The sequence below is a fragment of the Pedobacter sp. ok626 genome (assembly GCF_900100435.1).
Lineage (GTDB): Bacteria > Bacteroidota > Bacteroidia > Sphingobacteriales > Sphingobacteriaceae > Pedobacter.
Map to the genome: position 1 here is coordinate 45,890 of NZ_FNEX01000011.1, position 23,713 is coordinate 69,602.

The 23,713-nt window shown below is 41.0% G+C and carries 10 protein-coding genes; 8 read left to right on the plus strand and 2 right to left on the minus strand.

The genetic code is table 11. From position 1 onward, the window contains the following. Positions 1 to 37 precede the first annotated feature (37 nt). Positions 38 to 1,825 carry a M61 family metallopeptidase gene (locus BLS35_RS15700; protein ID WP_254778925.1) on the plus strand — a complete coding sequence of 596 codons (1,788 nt, stop codon included), beginning with the start codon at positions 38 to 40 and terminating at the stop codon, positions 1,823 to 1,825. Between the two features lie 460 nt (positions 1,826 to 2,285). Next, on the plus strand, positions 2,286 to 2,660 hold the full coding sequence (locus BLS35_RS15705; RefSeq protein ID WP_090782728.1) for a hypothetical protein: 375 nt from the start codon (positions 2,286 to 2,288) through the stop codon (positions 2,658 to 2,660). Between the two features lie 89 nt (positions 2,661 to 2,749). On the opposite strand, the gene BLS35_RS15710 is transcribed toward BLS35_RS15705, so the two are convergent. Beyond that, positions 2,750 to 3,226, minus strand: coding sequence for a hypothetical protein (locus BLS35_RS15710; protein WP_090782730.1), 477 nt, complete (start codon positions 3,224 to 3,226; stop codon positions 2,750 to 2,752). 148 nt (positions 3,227 to 3,374) lie between these two features. On the opposite strand from BLS35_RS15710, the gene BLS35_RS15715 reads away from it, so the two are divergent. From BLS35_RS15715 to BLS35_RS15725, 3 genes are all read left to right on the plus strand, one after another. Continuing rightward, positions 3,375 to 4,400 carry a N(4)-(beta-N-acetylglucosaminyl)-L-asparaginase gene (locus BLS35_RS15715; RefSeq protein WP_090782732.1) on the plus strand — a complete coding sequence of 342 codons (1,026 nt, stop codon included), beginning with the start codon at positions 3,375 to 3,377 and terminating at the stop codon, positions 4,398 to 4,400. A 24-nt stretch (positions 4,401 to 4,424) separates the two neighbouring features. Next, positions 4,425 to 5,156: a copper homeostasis protein CutC gene (locus BLS35_RS15720; protein WP_207909124.1), complete on the plus strand. Its 732-nt coding sequence runs from the start codon at positions 4,425 to 4,427 to the stop codon at positions 5,154 to 5,156. Positions 5,157 to 5,309: 153 nt separating this feature from the next. Beyond that, positions 5,310 to 5,963 (plus strand): response regulator transcription factor, encoded by a 654-nt coding sequence (locus tag BLS35_RS15725; RefSeq protein WP_090782736.1) that lies wholly within the window; start codon positions 5,310 to 5,312, stop codon positions 5,961 to 5,963. On the opposite strand, the gene BLS35_RS15730 is transcribed toward BLS35_RS15725, so the two are convergent. After that, positions 5,954 to 8,920 carry a sensor histidine kinase gene (locus tag BLS35_RS15730; RefSeq protein ID WP_090782738.1) on the minus strand — a complete coding sequence of 989 codons (2,967 nt, stop codon included), beginning with the start codon at positions 8,918 to 8,920 and terminating at the stop codon, positions 5,954 to 5,956. The genes BLS35_RS15725 and BLS35_RS15730 overlap by 10 nt on opposite strands. Positions 8,921 to 9,228: 308 nt before the next feature. Between BLS35_RS15730 and BLS35_RS15735 the strand changes: the two genes are divergently transcribed. The 3 genes from BLS35_RS15735 (at position 9,229) to BLS35_RS15745 (ending at position 23,625) form a co-directional block, all read left to right on the plus strand. Next, the gene (locus BLS35_RS15735) at positions 9,229 to 20,862 is read left to right on the plus strand and encodes an Ig-like domain-containing protein (RefSeq protein ID WP_090782740.1); all 11,634 of its coding nucleotides are present in this window, start codon (positions 9,229 to 9,231) and stop codon (positions 20,860 to 20,862) included. Positions 20,863 to 20,924: 62 nt separating this feature from the next. Continuing rightward, entirely contained in the window at positions 20,925 to 21,896 is a 972-nt protein-coding gene (locus BLS35_RS15740; RefSeq protein WP_254778927.1) for a PorP/SprF family type IX secretion system membrane protein, read from the plus strand. A 1-nt stretch (position 21,897) separates the two neighbouring features. Then, positions 21,898 to 23,625, plus strand: a complete 1,728-nt coding sequence (locus BLS35_RS15745) for an OmpA family protein (protein WP_090782742.1) — start codon at positions 21,898 to 21,900, stop codon at positions 23,623 to 23,625. Positions 23,626 to 23,713: the final 88 nt, after the last annotated feature.

Consider the following 23,713-nt stretch of genomic DNA (forward strand, 5'->3'; position numbering starts at 1 on the left):
TTATGCTAGCTACACAACCGTTAAAAGAAAAAGATCAATGAAAAAATCATTATTAGCATTAGTAATATTACTATCAGTAGGTATGACGGCCAAATCACAAGTAAAAATAGGGTTCGAAGTAAGTTTTATTGAACCACAGGCGCACTATGCCGAAATAGAAATGACCATTTCTGGTCTAGTGAAAGACCATATAGACGTAAAAATGCCAGTGTGGGCACCGGGTTCTTATCTGGTACGTGAGTTTTCAAAAAGCGTAGAAGGCTTTAATGCTACAACGGGCGGCAAAACATTAAAGTATGAAAAAGTAAGAAAAAATACCTGGAGAGTACATACTGCAAAAGCAAATTCAGTTAAAATCAAATATAGAGTTTATGCTTTCGAGACTTCAGTGCGGACTTCGTTTATCGATGATACCCATGCGTTCTTGTCAAGCACAGGCATTTTCATGTATCCTGATGGATTGTTGAAAGAAGCGAGTACCGTAAAAATTATCCCTTACAAAGGCTGGACTAAAGTATCAACTGGATTAGAGCCTGTTGCTGGAAAGGAATTTACGTATACGGCTCCTGATTTTGATATCTTATTTGATAGCCCTATTGAAGTCGGTAATCAGGATATCTTTGAATTTATGGCCTCTGGTGTAAAACATGAGGTTGCTATGTTTGGCGGTGGTAACTATGACAAGGAAAAGTTAAAGGTGGATATGGCTAAAATCGTAGCGCAAGGAACTGCAATTTATGGCGAAAACCCAAATAAGCATTATACCTTTATTGTGCACAATTTCTCCACAGGTGGTGGAGGTTTGGAACACTTAAATTCTTGCGTATTAGGTGCTAGTCGTAATGCTTATGGGACTAAAGAGGGTTATAAGGGTTTCTTAGATCTTGTTGCTCATGAGTATTATCACCTTTGGAACGTAAAAAGACTTCGTCCTGTAGCTTTAGGTCCATTTGATTATGACAATGAAAATTATACAACCAATCTGTGGGTAGCAGAAGGTTTTACCGCTTACTACGAAAATAAATTGATGTTGCGTGCAGGATTTATCACCGAAAAGGAATTTGTAGATCAGTTGGTTACTGCAGTGAGCAATGTATCTAATATTCCGGGTGCACAGGTGCAATCTGTAGCTGAAGCCAGCTATGATGCATGGATCAAATTATACAGACCTAACGAAAACTCAAACAACACTACGGTTTCTTATTATGCCAAAGGTGAGGTAGTGGGTATATTAATGGATATTGCAATTGCACAGGCTACAAAGGGAGCTAAAAGTCTGGATGATGTGATGAAAGCCATGTACCTGCAAAATAAAGCACAGAAAAGAGGTTATACTGACGCCGAATTTAAGGCTATGGTAGAGAAAATCAGTGGACAGGATTTTACTGATTTCTGGGCCAAATATGTGAATGGTACTGCCTTAGCAGAATACGCGAAGTATTTTGGTTATGCTGGAATAAAAGTAACCAACGAAATGGAAGGTAAAAGTAGCCCGTATTTAGGCGTTACTTCTAAAAAGACTGAAGGAAGAATGTTTATTACATCAATCATGCGCAATACTTCTGCATGGGTGGATGGCTTAAGTGTGAACGATGAATTGATCAGCATTGATGGCACACCAATAGAATCTGCTGTAGAGCGCATGCCAGCGATCAGCAGTAAAAAAGCGGGTGATGTTGTAGTGGTTAAAGTAGCAAGAGACGGAAGGATTAGAGACTTTAATGTTACGCTTAAGAATTATCCAGGTATCAAGTTAGTAGGCGAGATCGATGATAATGCGAGCGAATTGCAGAAGAAGGTTCGTCAAGCATGGTTTAAAAAATAACCGTTCTCTTCCAAGAGCTGCATTGCTTCGCTGAAGAAGCGAAGAACGCTAGGCTCTTTCTGAGAAGGTAATTTTTTACCTGAGTAAGGAGTTTAAAACAGGAGCCTGGATCATATGTCTGATCCAGGCTTTTTGTTTGTACGAATATCTTGTGATATGGCTCTTTATCTGGCTAAAGTGTCGCGCTAGGAGGCCAATAATTTGCCTTTATAAAGGCCGTTTGAAAAATATTTTTATTTTTTTGCATTTATCATCAATACTGGTAGCAAAAGTGGTATCGTCAAAAGGCCGGTAAGGGCATGAATACAGCGGTTTATGGTCTTTTTCTCTTAAAATGATTATTTCGATAAGGGCAATTTTTCAATAGGCGTTTAAAGGGGATTGAGGGTGGGGTGCCGAATTATGGTTTTTTCAATGGCATAGCTATTGTAAATATCATGTTACATCAAATCATTAAATCATGAAAAACATAGTAAAAATTCTTGGCGTATTCCTAATTATAACGACGGTTATGATGTCTTGTAAAAAAGATACAGATCCTGCAACAAAAGATTTCTTTGTAGGTACTTATAAAGGTTCAGTTTCTTATGCCAAAGACAGCAGTACCATTACCAGTTCAGATGGAAAGATTACAGTTAGTAAAGTTGGGGAAACTTACAATTTCTTTTTCGGTAATAACATCCCTGATATTACAGGTGTGAAGTTTGAAAAACAAGGAGACAATACTTATGTAAGTGTTGGAAGTGGATTAACTGGGATTACCATTGATGCAAGCACTTTAAAAATGTTTGTAGCTAAAGATGGCGCAACTTGGACAGCTGATTGTACAAGGTAGTATTTTAGGCTCTCTAGATTTTTTTTAAATACAAAGGGCGGTAGGTGTTTAACCTGCCGCCCTCTTTTTTGATGTTATTTTAAGGTTGTTTAGAAAGCGAAACGAACGCCTAAACCTATATCACCACCCCAGAAACCAGTGCTTGGAGTTAATTGTAACGCTGGAACCCAGTCCAAAGATAAGTTGATAGGTGCATCTTTAAATTTGTAGTCTAAACCTAAAACACCGTTAGCTGATAGATAAACGTCACCATCACCATGTTTTATCTTGTAAGAACCGATAGTTGCACCTGCACCATAGTACCAGTTTAATCCTGGAGCGTTGGCGATTGGTTTATAAACTTCATATAAACCGGTTAGGTTAGCATAAGAAGCACCACTGTTGCTTCTAAAGTTTCCGATTAATTCCAACATAGCTCCTTTACTTAGGGCAGTTTTAAAACTTACTCCATTAGCAGAACCAAAACGACCACCGATTGCGTTATTGTAGCTCTGAGCCGAAGCAGTAGTCATATTAAAAGTAAAAAGTGCAGCAACGGCAATAAAAGTGAATAATAATTTCTTCATAATTTTTGTTTGTGTATGTGTTAATTGTTTTATTGAAACAGGCTTAGCAACTATTGTGCCGAAGTTAACAAATGTTTAAGTAAATTTTAATCCTGAAGCAAGAGGTTAAACAATTGGATTATATTAGTTTTGATCATATTCTTTAGAGATGCAGAACAGACGTAAATTTATCAAACTTTCAGCCTTCGGAATTCCGATGCTCTCCTCATTTGGTTCATTATCGAGAGATTTTACCACAGCAAGGGGGCAGGTGAAGCCTATTGTTATTTCTACCTGGGATTTTGGAATCGCAGCCAATCAAGCCGCATGGAAGGTCTTATCAACAGGTGGTAGGGCTTTGGATGCCGTGGAGCAAGGAGTACATGTTCCCGAAGCTGACCCAAAAAATCAGTCTGTGGGTTACGGTGGTTTACCGGATAGAGATGGACATGTGACCTTAGATGCATGCATTATGGATGAGTTGGGGAATTGTGGATCTGTAGCAGGATTAGAACACATCATGCATCCCATTTCTGTTGCCCGATTGGTGATGGAGAAAACTCCTCATGTAATGTTGGTTGGGGACGGAGCTTTACAATTTGCGCTGGAGAATGACTTTAAAAAAGAGAACTTATTAACCAAAGAAAGTGAGAAAGCCTGGAAAGAATGGCTAAAGACAGCCAAATATGAGCCTGTGATGAATATCGAAAACAAGCTTTATGATAAAGCTGCACCACAGAAATTACCGGGTAATCAATATAACCACGATACCATTGGGATGTTGGCCATTGATGCTAAAGGGAATTTATCCGGCGCCTGTACTACCAGTGGGATGGCTTATAAATTGCATGGAAGAGTCGGCGACAGTCCAATTATTGGTGCCGGACTCTATGTCGACAATGAAATTGGTGGAGCTACTTCTACTGGGGTGGGCGAAGAGGTGATCCGTAATGTAGGCAGCTTTTTGGTAGTCGAGCTGATGCGTCAGGGCTACTCGCCCGAGGACGCTTGTAAGGAAGCGGTAATGCGCATTATTAAAAAGAAACCGGATATTGCGAAAAAGATACAAGTGGGCTTTCTTGCACTCAATAAAAAGGGTGAGTATGGAGCCTATGCTATTCAAAAGGGCTTCAGTTATGCTGTCTGTACCAGTCAAAAAAACGACCTTTTGATAGATGGGAAAAGTTATTATTAAAAGAAAAAGATCAGTATGGTTAATATGGAAGTCTGCGCCAACTCATTGCGTTCTGCCCTTGCAGCAGAAGCAGGTGGAGCAGTAAGAGTAGAGCTTTGCGATAATTTGTATGAGGGAGGCACAACACCTGCTTACGCGCAGATAGCAATGGCAAAAGAAATGCTGCATATCGATCTTTTTCCAATCATCAGACCAAGGGGCGGAGATTTTTTATATTCCAATCTGGAATTCGAATTGATGAAAGAGGACATAAAGGTATGTAAGGAATTGAAATGTGAAGGTGTGGTATTGGGGATCCTAAATGCCAATGGAACGGTAGATGAGGAGCGCTGCGCAGAGCTGGTTGCCTTAGCTGGAGATATGCAGGTTACTTTTCATAAGGCTTTTGATAGGACGCGGGATTTGTTTGAGGCGATGGAGACGATTATAAAGTTAGGTTGTTCAAGGATCCTCAGTTCAGGGGGCCATATCAATGTAGATAAGGGGATGTCTGTTTTGGAAGAGTTGGTTAAAAAAGCTAAGAATAGAATTCTCATTATGCCCGGTGGTGGCATATCTATTGATAATGTACAGCGATTGGTAAAGTCTACCAAAATAAAAGAATTCCATGCTTCAGCAATGAAAGCGGTGCCAAGTGAGATGGAATTTAAAAACCGCAATCTAATGGCAGGTAGGGGAAGGGATTTAAACTATAAAGCAACCGATGCCGAACTCGTAAAAGAATTGATATATAGGGCAAATAAGCCAATGAAGTAATTAGTAGGGTCTTAAAATATTTTACATTTAATCCCTCTGTTATTTATATATTTGAATTGTTATTTGTTTTGAGTTTATTTTATTCTTTAGGCAAGAAACATGTCCGTGCGAAACTGATCTGCTTCTTGTTAAAATATAGATCCTACTTTTTCAATGAGCAATTTACTTAGCGCTGAACTTAAAATTTTAATAACTGACGATCATCGGGTCATTCAACAAGGATTGACTTTTGTGATTAGGGAATTTCTAAATAAGGCCATTGTCTCATATGCCAATTCTGTAAATGCCACTATTCTTTCGCTTAAACAAGGAAAAGTAGATTTACTAATTCTGGACATTAACATCCCAGGCGGTAATAATTTTAAAATGATTGAGCAGATTAGGGAAATACAACCTGATCTGAAAATATTGCTTTTTTCGGCCCATGAAGAAAGTACCTATGCGCTAAGATACCTTAAGGCGGGAGTGAACGGATATCTTGAAAAAAGTGTTTCAGAAGAAGAAATAAGGGAAGCTATCCGGAGAGTTTTAATAAAAGGGAAATACTTAAGTACTAATATTCAGGATCAATTGTTTGATACCTATTATGAGGGGGGGAACTCCAAAAAGAAACTGCATCAATTAACCAATAGGGAGATTGAAGTTGCACGTTTTATTATCGATGGAGAAGGAACAAGCAGTATCAGCGAAAAGTTGGACTTACAAGCATCTACAGTAAGCACCCATAAAAAGAATATATTTGAAAAACTGCAGATTTCTAATGTTTCAGAGTTGATTGATGTATTCAGAATGGAGCATCAAATGTAATTATTGTACTTTAGCGTAAACTTAACATTTGTCCCTTCATCCGTTTTACTATTTACCTCGAGCTGCATATCGATTTTTGCTGCAAACTCTTTCACCATTTTTAAGCCCAGTCCCTCAGTAATGTCCCGGTCTTCTTTTCCGTTCAACCAGTTTATAATATCATCAGGCATTCCGTAGCCGGTATCCTGCACCCAAAAATTGACCTCTTCTACGGTGCTTTTGGCGCCAAGTTCTATGTGACCATTCAGACAGAATTTGATTGCATTGTCTAAAAGATTATGTACAATCAGCATAAGCATTACCCTATTTGTATGCAAAATAAGATCTTCTGGGATTTTGTTGTGAATAACCGTTCCGTTATACTTTGCAATTTCAGAGAAGATCTGGATTTTCTCTGAAACCAGAAGATTTAAATTGATGTAATCATCTTTGGATGTTTTTTCGGTTAGGAAAAGTTTGCTATAACTTAATAGGTTTTCGGTTAAATGATACATGGAATTGGCCGATATATAAATGGTTCTCAGACTGTCTTTCACAGTCTCATTTGCCGCTTCGTTTTGATACAACTGCTTACCCATAATCGTCATGTATTTTAGTGGACTTTTCAGGTCGTGCGTAATTGCCCCAAGCAGCTTTTTTTGAAATGTAGCTTGTTGATTCAATAGATACTGCGATTCCTCTAGATTAACGATGTTTTTCTCCAGGTCTTCTGTTCGTTTCTTAACTAGATTTTCCAATCTTTCATTTTTAAGGACAATACGCTGGGTTCTCCTTTTAAAGAAAAGGACAATTAATCCCAATACAAACAATATAATGAGGGTAATAAACCACCAGGTCTGGTAAAAGTAAGGATTAACAATTATGGTTATTTTTTTGCAATTAAATCGATTTCCGAATCCAGCGGACTTTCTGATCAGTAACTCATGTTTTCCGGGCGATAGGGTATTAAAACTAATTATGGGGGTACCGATCAAGCTGGCCCAACTTTCATCAACAGCAAGTTTATATTCCAGCGTCATATTATCTGGATTCCCGAAATATGGAGAAGATACCCAGATGTTTAGACGCCCAAACCCTTGGTCTATGTGGATAAGGTCCTCGCCTTTTAAACTTTCGTTATCACGAAATATTTTATCTACGTAAATGGGTTTATCTGGTAAGTCGGCAGTTAAAAGGTCAGGATTAAACATAACCGAGCCCACCAGGGATGGAAATGTAAAATGCCCATCTTTTAAGATGGTACCACAAGGCTGACATCCACCATTAAACTCATTGGTATTGAAACCGTAAGTTACATTGTAATATTGATAGTATACCTGAGCAACTTGTTTATTGCTATAGGCCAAAAGATCATTAATGGCTACCTGAAAGAGTCCCTTGTTGGTACTGATCCAAAAAAAGCCTTTAGTATCTTCAAGTATGCAATGGGAAGTATTCAGAAAGCCGAACTTGTCGACCGGCATTTTTCTTAAATGAGCGTTGTGATAAAGATAAAAACCATCCCCATAAGTACAGATCCAAACCTCTTTTCCGCGGAGCTCAATATCTCTAACATGCATGTTGGCCATTTCTGGTATAGTCGCTAGTTTTTTCGTTAGCAAATCGTATCTAAAAAAACCATTGTGTGTTCCAATCCAAAGATTATCGCCTTGTTTTTTTAGGACTGAGACATCCTTAAGTTTTAACAAAAGATTTACTGCAGCATCAGGTTTGGTTAAATCTTTAGTATAGATTGCGTCGAGTGTTGCAATCCAGAGCAAATTTTGCTCATCCAGATAGAGACATGATGTTTTTTTATGAAGATCAAAACTTTGTAGCACTTGATCTCCTTTAGGAGAGAGTTTATGGACCAAAGAACCTTTTAGTGTCCATATGTTTTTCTCTTGGTCGATCGCCATTGCATAATTATCGCTATAAGCCCTAACGAGAGGGAGCAGAGTCCCTTTTCCATCAGCTTGTACCAGATCCCCATTGGCAAATAATACCGAATGATCTGTAAAAGGGTACAAGGCATATTTTACACTGCTGTTTAAATCTTTTGTTGGCTTCTCTGCCTGAAAGAGGTGTCGTTGTAAAACGAAAAAGCCCTGTGTGGGGCTACCCAGGAAAAGCTTTCTAGCAGTAGCATCATAGTAGATTGTCCAGATATGTTGCTCATCCAGATCAAAATCCTGAATGAGTAGAGTGGTGGTTAACGTGTTACCTACGTACACTACCTTAAAAATGGCCTTATTAACATAAATAAAGGTCTGATCAGTAGCCGTATTCCAGTAGATTTTCAGGTCTTTTGGCTCCCTAGTTTTCGCTTTTACCAAATCACCATTAAGCGAAACTGGTTTTAATTTTCCGCCTTCAATTAAAGTAAATTTTCCATTGTTGCTATACTGAAAAAGCTGTTTGCCAGAAACGAAGAATTTAGGTTGTTCATCGCGTTTAAGAGGGATAGTCTTAATTTGCTTATGGTGATGAAAAAACAGTGTGTCCTTTGTAATGTTGTAATAATTATTGGGGCTTGTTTGAATTGTGAATTTTACCAGACCGGGTCTCATTCCCGGTCCTTCCTGAACGTGTAGCTCTGGACTTACATTTGGAAAAACCTGGTTAAATGTCAAGGGATTTGGCCTTACACATCCTTTTGTGATAGGAATAAGATCATTATATTCTGTTTCTGCATATAAGATTCTGGTACTTAAATCCCGTTTTATCACGTACATTCGATTAGAGCGTGCATGAGTAGATCGTTTATCAAAACGCATGAAATTGTTTCCATCAAATCTGATCAAGCCATCTTCTGTAGCTAACCATAAATAACCGGCATCATCTTTTGCTATAGATTTTACACTGTTTTGCGGTAGGCCATTTACATCTGAGTAATGCTTTACGCTATAAGAACCGGGGTTTTGGGCATATCCGAAAAAGGAAAAAGCAAAGGAGAAAAGAAAAAGGATACGGCTCATAATAGCGTTAAGGCGGCTTGAAATTTAAGGTGCTAATTTATCACTTTTTTTTACTTTAAGACCTTATTGTGGTAATTGTCAAACCGGTTACAATAAATCTTACTAGTTGATATAGAAATAATTCTAGTACTGAGGAAAAGTACTTCTACTCTTGCTTTGAAACGGAGATTTTAAATTTGGCTACTCATAATTGTTAACCTCAAAGGATGATAAATTACGTCTCCAATGTCCGCAAATAGATCTATTGCTATGCGACAGTCTTACAAATTAATCTTGTTTGTTGAAATCCCCCATTTTATAAAATTCATATGAAAAAAAATCTATTTACTTTTTTACTGATACTTTTTACTTTTCAGCTTTATGCTGCCGATTATTATTGGGTAGGGGGAGGAGGAAACTGGAGTGATCTTAACCATTGGCGCTTAGGTAGCAGTGGTGGCAGTATTCCAAGTATCGTACCTTCTGCTGGTGATAATGTGTTTTTTGGGCCAAATGCAGGCTTTGGAACTGCAACGGCCGATAAAACGGTGACTATAAACGCGAATGCATTTTGTAACAACATGACCTGGACTACTGATGTGCCGAATAACCCTATTTTTACCAGGGGGCCCTCTACAACTATACTCCTTTCTATTTCGGGAAACGTTGCACTTTCACCTACGGTTACTTTTAATGGTGTTTATACCAGTTTAGTGGGATCTACTCCCGCTGTACTTACCACAAATGGGGTGATATCGGGAACTTTAAGTTTTACGATTGATAAGCCCGGGAGTGGGCTTACACTTGCCGATAATTTAATATATGCGACTCCTGCCAATGGTTATAATGTGGTTGTACTTACAGCAGGTAGTTTTAATTCTGCAGCAAAGACAATGCAGTTGTATGGTTTTGGTAGTAATAATGCAAATATAAGAAGTGTAAATATCAGCAACAGTACGATTAATCTTTCCTGGACATGGGATTACAGGGGGACAAATAAAAGTCTTATTGCAACCGGTGCCTTTATGAGTTCAGCCGTTGAATTTCATGTTGATGGAGGGTTTTACCCTGTAGTAGAGACTGGCGGAAGTCAAAATGCTCACTATGATATCAGTAGTACAACATTTAATAAATTGACCTTTACCTACACTGCTAATAGTTCATTGGCTAAGATAGCGAACAATAACATTGTAGATTCCCTGTTTTTTAAAGGTTCTGGTGCAATACGCAGCGGGAACAATAAGGTTAAATATGTCATTTTTGAAGGTGATGCGACAATTGGCGGTGGCGCTAATGTGATTCAATATGCCCGGATCGGGGGTAAACTAAGTTTGATAGATCAGGCAGGCCATCAGTTTGATACGCTAATTACTGCACCAAATAAAAATATAAGTATAGCAGGCTCAAATACCATAAACAAATACTTTAAGGCAGGTGGACTACCTTGTGACGGATTCACTGAGATCAGCGGGGTAAGTGCTGGAAAGTTAATCTTTGCTGCAGGTGCTGTTGTAGATATGGATAACGTACTACTTTCTAATCTAGCTGCTCAAGGACCAAATACCCCGATTGCGGTAAATGGTATTGATAATGATGGTAATTCCGGTTTTACCATTACTGAACCCGTGTCAACAGGGACCACACTTTACTGGGTAAATGGGGGCGGTGATTGGAATGATAAAACGCATTGGAGCACTAGTTCTGGTGGTACTGGCGGTGCTTGTATCCCTTTCGTTAACGATAATGTGGTCTTTGATGCGAATAGCGGATTTTCGAACGGAAGCATTGTAACAACAAGTGGTAATTCCTATTGTAAAGACATGACATGGGCCGCCGGGATTAATCAAAATACGACCTTCAATGAGAGCGGTACCTACACACTTTTTGTATATGGCTCAATCGTACTCAATCCAAAGGTAACCATGAATGCTTTTATGGAGCTTAGAGGCGATGCCGCTGTTACTTTGCGTACCAATGGTAGTAGCCTTGGTGCCAATCAGTATAATATTCGCAAATCTGCAGCGGGTGCTACCACTGGGCTTACTTTGCTAGATGACTGGAACAATCCCAATGCTGCTTTTGCTTTAATTAGAGGTGTGCTGGATATCCGTAATCGTACAGTGAATTTGTATGCCATCTCTAGTAGTGGCTCTTTAGGTAAGTTTCTTTACATGAACAAGGCAAATGTATCAGTAAACAATTGGTCCTTCGCAAGCCCTCCTAATGTTTTGGATGCAACTGATTCTTATTTGCTTGCCCGAAATTCCATCGTTACCAATGGCCAGACCTATCATATCGTAGACTGTGCGGTTACCACTTCAGGAGGTATGGATATGGCTGGTACTACGTTTGGACAACTTACATTCACAAATACCGGATTAACGAGTCCTGCCAGGATTCATGGGGGCAATACGATTCGCAGACTTGAATTTAAAGGGCAGGGGATGATCCGATATGGGGGTAATGTGATTGATTCATTGATCACTGCCGAGAACCGTAACTTCTATTTTTATGAAACTTCTCCTGGTCATACAAAGATCAATAAATACTATAAAGCTACGCATCCTTCCTGCAGCGGATTGGGGGAGATCAGGAGTGGTACTTCGGCTGTAAGTACGTTGATATTTGCCGCTAATGCCAAAGTCGATATCTCGAACGTGTATCTGGAAAATATTGCCGCAACCGGTGGTGGTGGCTCTCTTTTGATGCCTATTCCATTTAGCGGTGCAGATGCTGGTGGCAATAGTGGTTGGACAATTTCTTCCAGTTCAGGAAATGCCCGTTATTGGATAGGCGGTTCTGGCGATTGGAACGATGCCAGTCACTGGAGTCTTAGCAGTGGTGGTACTGGCGGAGCCTGTATCCCCACAGTGGGGGATGATGTTTACTTTGATGCTCAAAGTGGTTTTACCAATGCATCAAAATCCGTTACCGTAAATAATGGAAACGCCTACTTTCACAACATGAGCTGGGCTGGTGTACTAAACGATCCTGTTTTTACAAAGTCTGCGGCCTGGTCAATGGAATGCTGGGGAAATAGTATCGTTTTAAATCCGGTATCCACATTAAATATAGTTCCACTTCTGTTGAAAGGTGGGGAAGCAACAGTAATGTCTGGACAGTGTAAAGGAGATTTTGACCTGCGAATCACTAAACCAGGAGGAAGTTTGACGCTTGCAAATAACTATGATAATATTCAAACGGATTTTTATCTGATCGAAGGAGGGTTCACAGCCTCTGGGCGTTTGCTGAATATAAGGAGTATTGATAATGGGGGGCTGGATAACAATATTTCATTAGACATCAGCGGCAGTACCATCAATGCAACTGTAGCAGGAATACGATACAGTGGTGGAATTACAAAACGAAGTTTGAGTGCAGCTAATTCTATCATCAATGGTAACTTGATAGCGGATGGTTTTAATTACAATATTGTGAATAGCGCTGGTATTGGTTCCGCAAATATAACCATATCAAATACCACTATAAAAGAACTTAATTTAACAAATCCAAGTACCTCATCAGCTATAGGAATCAACGGTGCCAACAATACAATTGGCAGACTGGAGTATAAGGGCAGCGGTGGGATATATGGTACAGGGAATAAGATCGATACACTGATATTCTTTCCGGGAAATATATATACCCTTACAAGTGGCACCAACACTACCATTACAGGCGAATGGTTTGGCAGTGGTAGCCCTTGTCGACCTACAGAAATAAAAAGTAGTGGGCCTACTCCGGCTACTATCACTAAAACTGCTGGAATTGTAGATTTTGATTACGTTCGTTTGCAACGCATTGTCGGAACAGGTGCTGCAACTTTTAAGGCCAGGGAGCACAGTACCGATATGGGGGGTAATACCGGTTGGGTGATTTCTCCATATAATGGGGCGGCTCCGATATTGGGTCTTGGACTTGATTTGGGCTTGAAAAATAGTGACTTCCCTTACACGCTTAATACGAATGGCTTTTTTGGTTCACCACTTTCTCAATACGAATGGAAAAAAGGGGGCAATATAATTAGTACAGCAAATGAACTGAGCATTACCGAGCCGGGAACATATTCCGTTAAAGTCATGTTTCCTGATGGCTGCTCGATTACAGATGACATTACCATATCACTGGTAAGTACAGACCTTGCAATAATAAAGTCTGTGGATAACTCGGCACCTATTGTAGGCTCAAACGTGGTATTTACGCTTAAAGCAACGAATAACGGTCCGGGCGCAGGTACTGGAATTACAGTAACTGATCTGTTGCCAACCGGATATACATATGTAAGCAACACCGCTCCTGTGGGCACAACTTACGATGCGGGAACAGGCCTATGGACAATAAGTAATTTAGCTTCTGGTGTTGAAGCAATGATAACGATCACTGCAAAAGTAAATGCAACAGGTATTTATGTAAATACCGCAACCATTTCATCTACTGGAGATGATCCTGAACCTGCCAATAACAGTTCAACTGTTACTATTGTTCCAAGTCCAACAGCAATCATTACGCAGCCGAGCTGCGCAGTCGAGACCGGTACTATTGAAGTACCACTTGCTTCGGGCGGCATGTATTCAATAGATGGTGGTACTAATTTTCAGGTAGGCAATATCTTTGCTAATTTAGCTACTGCTGATTACTCAATTGTGGTAAAAATTGGCGCAAACACAAGTGCGCCTGTAACGGTAACCATTAATGAAGCTCCGGCTGCACCAGATGCTCCGATAAGTGGGGGCAACCAACAGGTATGTGCAACTAGCCCTATTCAAACTTTAACGGCAACAGCAACAGTGCCTATAGGTTCTACAGTAGTTTGGTATGATGCGCTACATGGGGGTAATGTTGTTGCCAATCCTATCTTGAATACCATCGGAACTGTAGTTTATTATGCAGAAACAAATAATGGTATCTGCACCAGTAAATCAAGAACGGCAGTAATGCTTAATATCAACTCAGCTCCGGTTATTGCGCAGCTCGCAGATCAGACAGGATGCACTACATATATACTTCCTGCGATAACAGGTACAAATCTTACTGGTAACGAAGCTTATTATGCCTTGCCGAATGGCGTTGGTTTAAAATATCTTGCTGGAACGGTATTGAATACTATAGGCACACAGACTTTATATATATATGATAAAGCTGCATCTAATGTGGCTTGTGCGGGGAACATTGATGTTGCGCCTAATGCAAGTTTAAGTAATAATGTGTCGTTGCATAATATATTTAGTGCTAGTCATGATTTTTATCCGCGTGCTATTAATCCTGATTTTTGGAAAGGTACAGGTAGTCAGTCTATCACATATAATGCTTCCGAGGGTGTAATACGCTATCAAAATGTGATAGGTGAGTTGAATATAAATAATGATCCTAGTTGTACTGGAAACCATGTTGAAGTTATGGTTGGTGCCACTTTTAAAAACGAAGGACCTACCGCAGGAACAGGTTATTCCGGCCATGTGACCATCGCCAATAAATTGACAGGAGAAGTCCTATACACAAAACCGATAGCACCAGACTTTAAGGTTGGAGCTACTGCAACTTATTCCGCATCAGCAATTGTATCTCCAGCTGAGCTGCTATCCGGTAATTTGATTGTGATTTTCGGCGTGGAAACTGCACAAGGTGGTTATAAAAACTGGACGCTATCTAATTTCAGGGCGACCTATAAGTATCTCTCGGAGATGCCTTGTCCGGATGAGAAATCATTTAAATTGACTATAAATTCACAGCCTGATGCACCAGTTACCGGGGGAGATCAAATGGCTTGTATCGCTGGGGCAACTTTGCCTTTAACCGCTACCGCTACCGTTCCTGCTGGTACGACTATGACCTGGTACGATGCTGTGGTTGGTGGAAATGTTGTTGCCACGCCTACCTTAAATACTGTAGGTACGGTTACTTATTATGCTGAAGCAGCAGCTAATGGTTGTGTGAGTGCAAACAGAACTCCGGTAAAATTAACCTTAAACCAAAGTCCGATTATTGCTGCCATCACAGATATAAGCTCTTGTGGACCATTAACACTACCCTCAATCACTGGTACTAATTTGTCGGGAAATCAGGCTTATTATACAGGGATCAATAAAACTGGGACAAAATTCAATGCGGGTGATGTATACAGCATTGCTGGGGAAACTACTTTGTATGCATATGATGAAATTTTGCAAACAGATAACAGTATCCCTAAATCCGGCACTTTAACATTGGCGGCTGACGGCACTTATAATGCGGTTAGACTCTTGGCCTTGTACCCGGATAATTCACGTGTGATGGCAGCGGGTCCGGTGGCATTCTGGACTGGCGGTGCCAATAACCTTTCGGGTGCTAAAACTAGTGTAGTGGTAGGTAAGGTTTCCGGTGCTAATTTACCGCTGGATATTGGAGCTCAGGTTGCACTTTCCGTTGAAGGTGGTTTTAGAACAGGAAGTGGGGCAGCACTTGGTGGTTACGCAGGTCAAATTGCCATTATTAATCTTGCTACAAATCAACTAATTTATCAGAGCACATTTAGTGATCATCCAATGGGACTGAAAAGGTATAGTGTTACCGGGATTGTATCCAGGACAGATTTAATAGCTGGTAACATCGGTGTTTTTGGAGAGTTTAAAAGTAACATTTGGAGGGCGGATAATTTTACTGCAAGTTTTGCATCTGTTCCGGAAGTTATTTCAAATTGCCCTGCCCAGCAGGCCTTTAAAGTAAATGTTAACCCAATACCGGCAGCACCGTTGGCCGTTAATCAAACTGCCTGTGTAGATTCTCCGGTTCAAACTTTAACGGCAACAGCTACTGTCCCATCCGGATCAACAGTAGTATGGTACGATGCGGCGATGGCTGGAAATATAGTAGCAACGCCAACATTAAATGCGGTTGGTACAATAACCTATTATGCCGAAACGCATTTGGGTACTTGTGTTAGTGCAACAAGAACACCAGTAGTATTAACCATTAATGCTCAACCAGTATTGACTGTACAAAATCCATCAGTTACTTGCCATCCTTCTACAATTGACTTAACAGCTGGTGTGATTACATCAGGAAACCCATCGGGGCTTCTGTTTACTTACTTTACGGATGCAACAGCTACTATTCCACTGGTAAGCCCTGCAGCAGTAGCTGTATCTGGCACTTATTATATCAAGGGAACCAACGCTTCAGGATGTTATATCATTAAACCGGTGGTTGTTCAGTTTGTGGACCAGCCTACGGTTACACTAATCCACCCTGATTGTGTGAATCCAACTGGAACAATTAAAATAACGGCGCCTGTTGGGGCCCAGTTTATTTATACTGTTACGCCTACAGCTGGGGGTACTGTTACGTCAACTGCTGATAATACAGCATTTACTGTTTCCGCTGGCACATATAGTGTAACAGCAAGTAATACCGTGGTACCAGGTTGTGTGAGCGCTGTGACTACTGTTGTTATTAATGCTACTCCTACAACAGCAATGCCTCTGGTATATCAGCCGAATTGCGATGAGGCAACAGGGAAAATTGAGTTTCCGGCCGATGCTAATTATGAGTATTCGATTGACTTGGGAGGTTTTACTGATCAGAATGTGTTTCCGAATCTTGTTCCAGGTATTTACAGTTTCAGGTCTAGGAAAAAAGGAGATGTTTGTATTGCCAGTCCTGTTTCCGTACCTATCGTTGCAAACGCTGGAAGACCGGCTGCACCGGTTGGTGCAGATCAGCAGGCTTGTGCGCAAAGTCCCCTTCAAACTTTGACGGCTACTGCTGCGGCAGCTGCAGGAGATCCTGTGGGTACGGTTATTAAATGGTATGATGCATTAGCTGGTGGAAATCTAATTACCTCTCCAACTTTGAATACTGTAGGCAGCATTACTTATTATGCAGAAGCGGTAAATGCAGGTTGTACCAGTGTGGGGAGGAAGGTTGTGAAATTAACGATTACCGCGCTTCCGGTTGTTAATGCTATAGCCGACATTAATGTTTGCGGATCATTTAAACTACCAGCAATTGCTGGTAGTAATTTATCGGGCACGCAGGCTTACTACACGGCAACTAATGGAGGAGGTACAAAATATGCTATAGGCGACCAATTCAACACGATTGGTGAAACTACCTTATACGCCTATGATAAAGCCTTAGGAACAAGTTGCAGTGCCGAACAAACCTTTAAAATTCTGATTAGAAATACAACAGCCGGAGCAATAAGCGGCGGCCAAACGATCTGTAAAAACTCAGCTGCCTTAGCACTGACCTCAACTACAATTGGAACTGGATCAGGTAGTCTGAAATACAGGTGGGAACAGTCAACAACAAGTGTCTCAGCAGATTTTACTGTTATTGCAGGTGCAACTTTAGCAACTTATTCCCCTAGTACATTAAACACAACAACCTGGTTCAGGAGAACCACCCTTTCTTCCTATAATGGAGTGGATTGCGAATCCGATCCAACAACCGCGGTTAAAATCTCGGTACAGGATGTTGTTACAGCAGGAACAATTGGGGCCAGTCAAACCGTTTGTAATAACAGTAGCCCAGCAACATTAACGTCAGTTACACCCGCTACTGGCTCTGGCACAATTAGCTACCGTTGGGAGAGTTCAACAACTGATGCGACTACAGGCTTTACAACTATAGTAAATCAAATATCCGCAGCTTATAGTCCAGTAGCCTTAACTACTACCACTTGGTTTAGAAGGGTAGCCCTATCAACGGATGGCGCGAATATTTGTGAATCAGTACCAACTGCAGTGATTAAGATCACTGTGCAAAATGCAGTTACAGCAGGTTTAATAAGTGGAGACCAAACCCTTTGCAACGATAGCGAGGTAACGATATCTTCTGTTACCGCAGGTACGGGATCAGGAACCATTAGCTATCGTTGGGAAAAATCAACAACTAGTGCTGCAATCGGTTTTGCTACAATTGCGGGAGCTATACAAGCAGATTACACACCAGCGGCCCTAACTGCAACTACCTACTTCAGAAGGATCACCATTTCAGTATTGGATGGAGTGGCATGTGAATCTGCACCAACAGCAGTTACAACAATCATTGTTCAGGATCAAGTTATAGCAGGGGTAATTGGATCAAACCAAACTATTTGCTTCAATACTACCCCTGCAGCTCTCAATTCTACCACTGCAGGTACAGGATCCGGAACCATTAGTTATCGCTGGGAACAATCCTTAGCATCAGTCCCTGCATTTACTGCAATTGCAGGTGAAACATCAGTGAGCTATAGCCCTGCTGCATTAACAGAAACAACCTGGTTCCGTAGGATCACCATTTCATCATTAAATGGTGTGCTATGCGAATCAGAGCCAACAGCGCTTATAGAAATTGCGGTTCAGGAGGCAACTTCCCCAGGGTCAATTGCTGCCAGTCAGACCATCTGTAATGGCAGCAGGCCTGAGCCGTTAACATCACTTACGGCCGGAACGGGTTCTGGAATCATCAGCTATCGTTGGGAAAGTTCAACCACCAACCCGTTGACAGGCTTCGCAACCATACCAGCTGCGACAGCTGCCACTTATGCTCCAGTCGCTTTAACCAGTACTACTTATTTCAGAAGGATTGCAGTTTCAACCTTAAATGGCAAAGCATGCGAATCGCTACCAACAGCTGTAGCTACCATCTCTGTACAAGGTACTGTTACAGCAGGTACAATTGGTACAGATCAGGTGATCTGCAATAATACTGTACCAGCAGCACTAAACACTGCTACACCAGCTGTTGGATCAGGTACGATTACCTATAGATGGGAGCGTTCGTCCTTTGCCACTACTGGTTTTACTGCTATAGTTGGTGCAACAGCCGATAGTTACAGCCCTACAGCCCTAACGACAACTATTTACTTCCGCAGGATCGCCATCTCTACGCAAAATGGTGTGGTTTGCGAATCGGTACCAACACCAGTAGTTAAAATCACGGTACAGGGAGCTACCAATGCAGGTATTATTGGCGATGATCAAACGATCTGTTCCAATACTGTTCCGACGGTATTAACTTCGGTTACCGCAGGATCGGGATCAGGTACCATCAGTTACCGTTGGGAAAGTTCAACAACCAGTACTACTGCTGGCTTCACAAGCATAGCAGCTGCGCAATCTGCAACTTATGCGCCTCCTGCTTTAACTGTAACTACTTACTTCAGAAGAATCACTATTTCAACAGAAGGTGGGAAGGCTTGCGAGTCTGCATCAACAAATGTGGTTTCCATAATCGTACAGGATGCAGTTACGGCAGGGGTAATCAGTGTCAATCAAACGATTTGTAACAACACAGTTCCAGCAGCATTGACTGCGGTTACTGCCGGAACAGGATCAGGTACAATTACCTATCGTTGGGAAAGTTCAACAACCAGTGCTACTACTGGTTTTGCAGCCATACCAGGCGCAACAACCGAAGATTATGCACCAGCAGCTTTAACCGCAACAACATATTTCCGCAGAATTACCAGTTCAACATTAAATGATAAGGTATGTGAATCTGCACCGACAGCAGTGGTTACCATTACTGTTCAGGGTACGGTCACTGCCGGAACGATCGCGGGCGATCAAGTTGTCTGTAAAGCCAGTATTCCGGTACCACTAACCTCAACTTCGGTTGGTACAGGTTCAGGAACAATTAGCTATAGATGGGAAAGTTCAACCACGGGCGACGATACAGACTTTACTGCCATCGCTGGTGCAACGGGTTCAGGCTATAGTCCCGCGGCTTTAACCTTTACTACCTATTTCAGAAGGATTACAATTTCAACCATAAATGGCGTGGCTTGTGAATCTGTGCCTACAGCTGCAGTTTCTGTATCACCAAACAATGCACCTATCGGAGCAAACCAGAATAAGAACACGGATGAAAATACGATGCTAACTGGTCAGGTGAATGCTACAGATACTGAAGGAGATGTATTGACTTATAGCAAACAAACCAATCCAATTAAAGGTACCGCAGTAGTCAATACTGATGGAAGTTATACCTATACGCCTAATCTATATTACGCCGGCAATGATAGTTTTACAGTAGGCATCAGCGATGGATGTAGCTTAACTGTCGTAACCATTAATGTTACTGTTAAGATGACTTCCGCTCCGTCTATATCGCTTGTGAAAACTGGCGTATTTGCACAAAACTACATTACCTATTCATTTGCCATTAAAAATACAGGTAACGTTCCGCTTTATGCACTAACACTTGTCGATGCAAAATTGGGGATTGTAAGTAAAACCATTGATGCTCCCGGTGGGCTATTGCCAGGCCTTACAATTACCGTGACGGAAAAATATACGCTTACACAGGCCGATAAGGAAGTAGGAAACGTTAACAATACCGCCACTGTAAATGCAACAGGTGGAGCTGGAATTGCGGTTTCGGATGTGTCAGGAACTGCGGAAAACAACAGTACACCTACTGTTACTGGTGTTACCAAACCTTTTGTCGCCGTGGATGACAATTACGAAGCCGATGCCAATAAAGTAATCAAAGAAAACCTGTTGGTTAACGATGACTTATATGGACAGCCAGTAACTAACCTCAGCGTAGAAACGGTTACCCTGCCTAAAAATGGTAAGCTGATTTTAAATGCTGACGGTACATTTATTTATACACCTAATCCTGGTTATATAGGTTCGGATAGTTATACCTACCGAATAAAAGATGAGTATGGGTATTACAGTAACGTGGCTACAGTTTCGTTTCAGGCCAATTTCTTCGAGATCAAGATGCCTACTTTATTTACGCCAAATGGTGATGGTGTAAACGACACCTTTGAAATACGCGGATTGAATCAGTTTGTAGAAAATGAACTAGCCATAGTTAACCGTTGGGGTAGCGAGGTATATCGAATGAAAAATTACCAGAACGATTGGAGTGGCATAAACCTGAATGAAGGAACCTATTACTATCTGTTAAAAGTTAAAAAAACTAATAGTAGCGAATGGGTGATTTTTAAAGGATACACCACTATAGTTAGAGCATTTAAAAAATAGGATTGAATTATAAATTGAGCATCAGGGGAGTGCAATCTCCCGCTGATGCAAAAATAAAATCAATGATGAGAAGAATATTACAGATCATAACATGTTTGGTACTGCTGTCCAAATTGGCCAATGCGCAACAGGATGGCCAGTTTAGTCAATACATGTTTAACGGGATATATATTAACCCTGCTTACGCCGGCTATAAGGAACAGTTAAACCTTCATGCTTTTTACCGCAACCAGTGGACTGGTATTCAAGGGTCGCCAAAAACAATGTCGATCGCTGTAGATGCAATAGCAAATGATGGCAATGTGGGTTTGGCATTGCAGGTCAGCAGCGACAAACTGGGGGCCCAACGCAACGAGTCTGTGTATGCGAACTATGCCTATCGCATCCGGATGAATGCCGAAGGAACTTCAAGACTGGCATTTGGGCTTGGCCTGGGCGCGGTTCAGCTAGGAATTGATGGAACACTTTTAAATGCGAATGATCCAGAAATTTATCAGCCAGTAGGTACCCAAAGTACCATTCTTCCCGATGCAAGAGTGGGGGTTTATTACTCTAGTGATAGGTTTTTTGCAGGTCTCTCTGCCGATAACTTGATTCTACAATATATGGACATGGATAAGTATGCCTATATCCCACAGCCCAAACCACATTTTTATCTAACCGCAGGCGTATTGCTTCCATTAAGTCAGGGTGTACTATTAAAGCCGTCTGTTCTGGTAAAGGATGACCGGGGTGGGCCAACCAGTATGGACGTAAGTACCTTTGTGATTTTTAATGAAAAACTCTGGTTGGGCGGGTCTTACCGTACCGGGGTAAAATTATACAACAAAAACTACTTGCAGAAAAATCTAACCAACCTCAATTCGGTGGTGGCGGCAATGCAAATTTTTCCTTCACAGAATTTGAGAGTAGGTTATGCTTACGATTTCTCTATTGGCAAATTACAGGGCTACAGCAGTGGTACCCACGAAATATCCATAGGCTATTTTTTCAATAGGAAAAATACAAGAATGCTAACACCAAGATATTTTTAAAATGAAGAAGATTCAATCCTCAATTATACTTTGCTTCGTTACGCTGCTTACTTTGCAAACTACAGTAAACGCACAATACGTTTTAACCGAAGCAGATCAACAATACACGCTTTATAATTACAATAAAGCAATAGATTTATACCAGCGCGCCTACCAGAAAAAGGCCACTCTTCATGCTGCGGAGAGATTAGCAGCGTGTTATGAAAATCAGCAGAACTACATCGAGGCAGAGCGGTGGTTTGCAACAGCCTCTGCTATGCCAAATAGCAATCCTGTAAACACGCTTTATTACGCCCAGGCTTTACAAAGTAATGCCAAATATGCCGAAGCTAAGCTGCAATACAGCAAGTATAGTGCGCAAAATAAGGAGCTAACAGAACAACAAAAGAACATCTGGCTGCGGTCCTGCGATTCAGCCATACACTGGATGAAGAACCCTACAGAAATAACGATAAACAACGAGAAGCATTTAAATTCTGCTCAATCAGACTGGGGAGCAACAAAAAATGATAACAATGTTGTATTTGCTTCGGATAGGAATATCGTAGGAAAAAACAAGCAGACCGCACACCGTCCTTTCCTTAAATTTGATGGTGCTAAAACACCCAATAGGAATGTTTATGGTTGGACAGGTAATGGTTACTTTAGACAGTACAGCCAAAATGGAAGCGATAGTGTTAAGATAGTTTCGATAAAAACTGGTACAGCTTATCATGTTGGTCCTCCAAGTTTTACGACAGACGGGAAAACGATGTATTTTACCCTGACAAAAATCCCTGAGGATGCCGTTTACGAAAAGGTAAAAGGAGCAAAGGATAAAGTGGCTACAGTAAATGTACAAATTTATTCAAGTACTAACGGTACCGAATGGTCTTCGCCGACTCCTTTCAAATATAACCATGCTAAAGAATTCTCACTGGGTGATCCTTTTGTCACTGCTGATGGAAAACGTTTATACTTTAGTTCAGACATGCCAGGAGGTAAAGGTGGAATGGACCTTTACGTATGCGAAAAGATAGCTGGTGGTGACTGGGGTCTGCCTGTAAACCTAAAGGAAATTAATACGGAGGGTAACGAACGAAGTCCTGCTGTAGATGAAGCGGGAAATTTCTATTTCAGTAGTGATGGTAGCGTTGGTATGGGCGGATTGGATATTTATAGCGCAACGATTGTCGCAGGGAAAATTGGTGAACCTAAGAACTTAGGATACCCCACAAATTCCCCTCAAGACGATTTCGCATTTAACAAAATTACAAAAGACGCGGGCTACTTGTCTTCAAATAGAACAGGTGGTTTGGGCGATGATGATATCTATAGCTTTACGCTAACAACACCAAAGAAAATCTCTTATATAGATCCAGTTTTATTGAATAAAGAAATTAGGATAGAGAATATCTATTACGACTTTGATAAATGGAACATTAGACCAGATGCGGCTCTTGAACTGGATAAATTGGTTCAGATACTTAAAGAGAATCCTACAATCTGGATTGTGTTGGGCTCACATACCGATAGTAGAGGGGATGATGCCTATAATCAGAGGTTATCGCAAAACAGAGCAAATTCTGCTGTCGAATACATCATCAATAGAGGTATTGATAAAAACAGAATTACAGCAAAAGGCTATGGAGAAACCAGGTTGCTGAACAGATGCAGCAATGGTGTTAAATGTAGCATAGCGGAGCACCAGTTAAACAGAAGAACAGAGTTTACAATTGTGAAGCAATAAATAAATCATCTTTGCCATAAAGAGATTGTAAGTGCTACCGAATTCTTTTTAAGCCCTTGGATGAAAATTCAAGGGCTTTTGTGTGTCT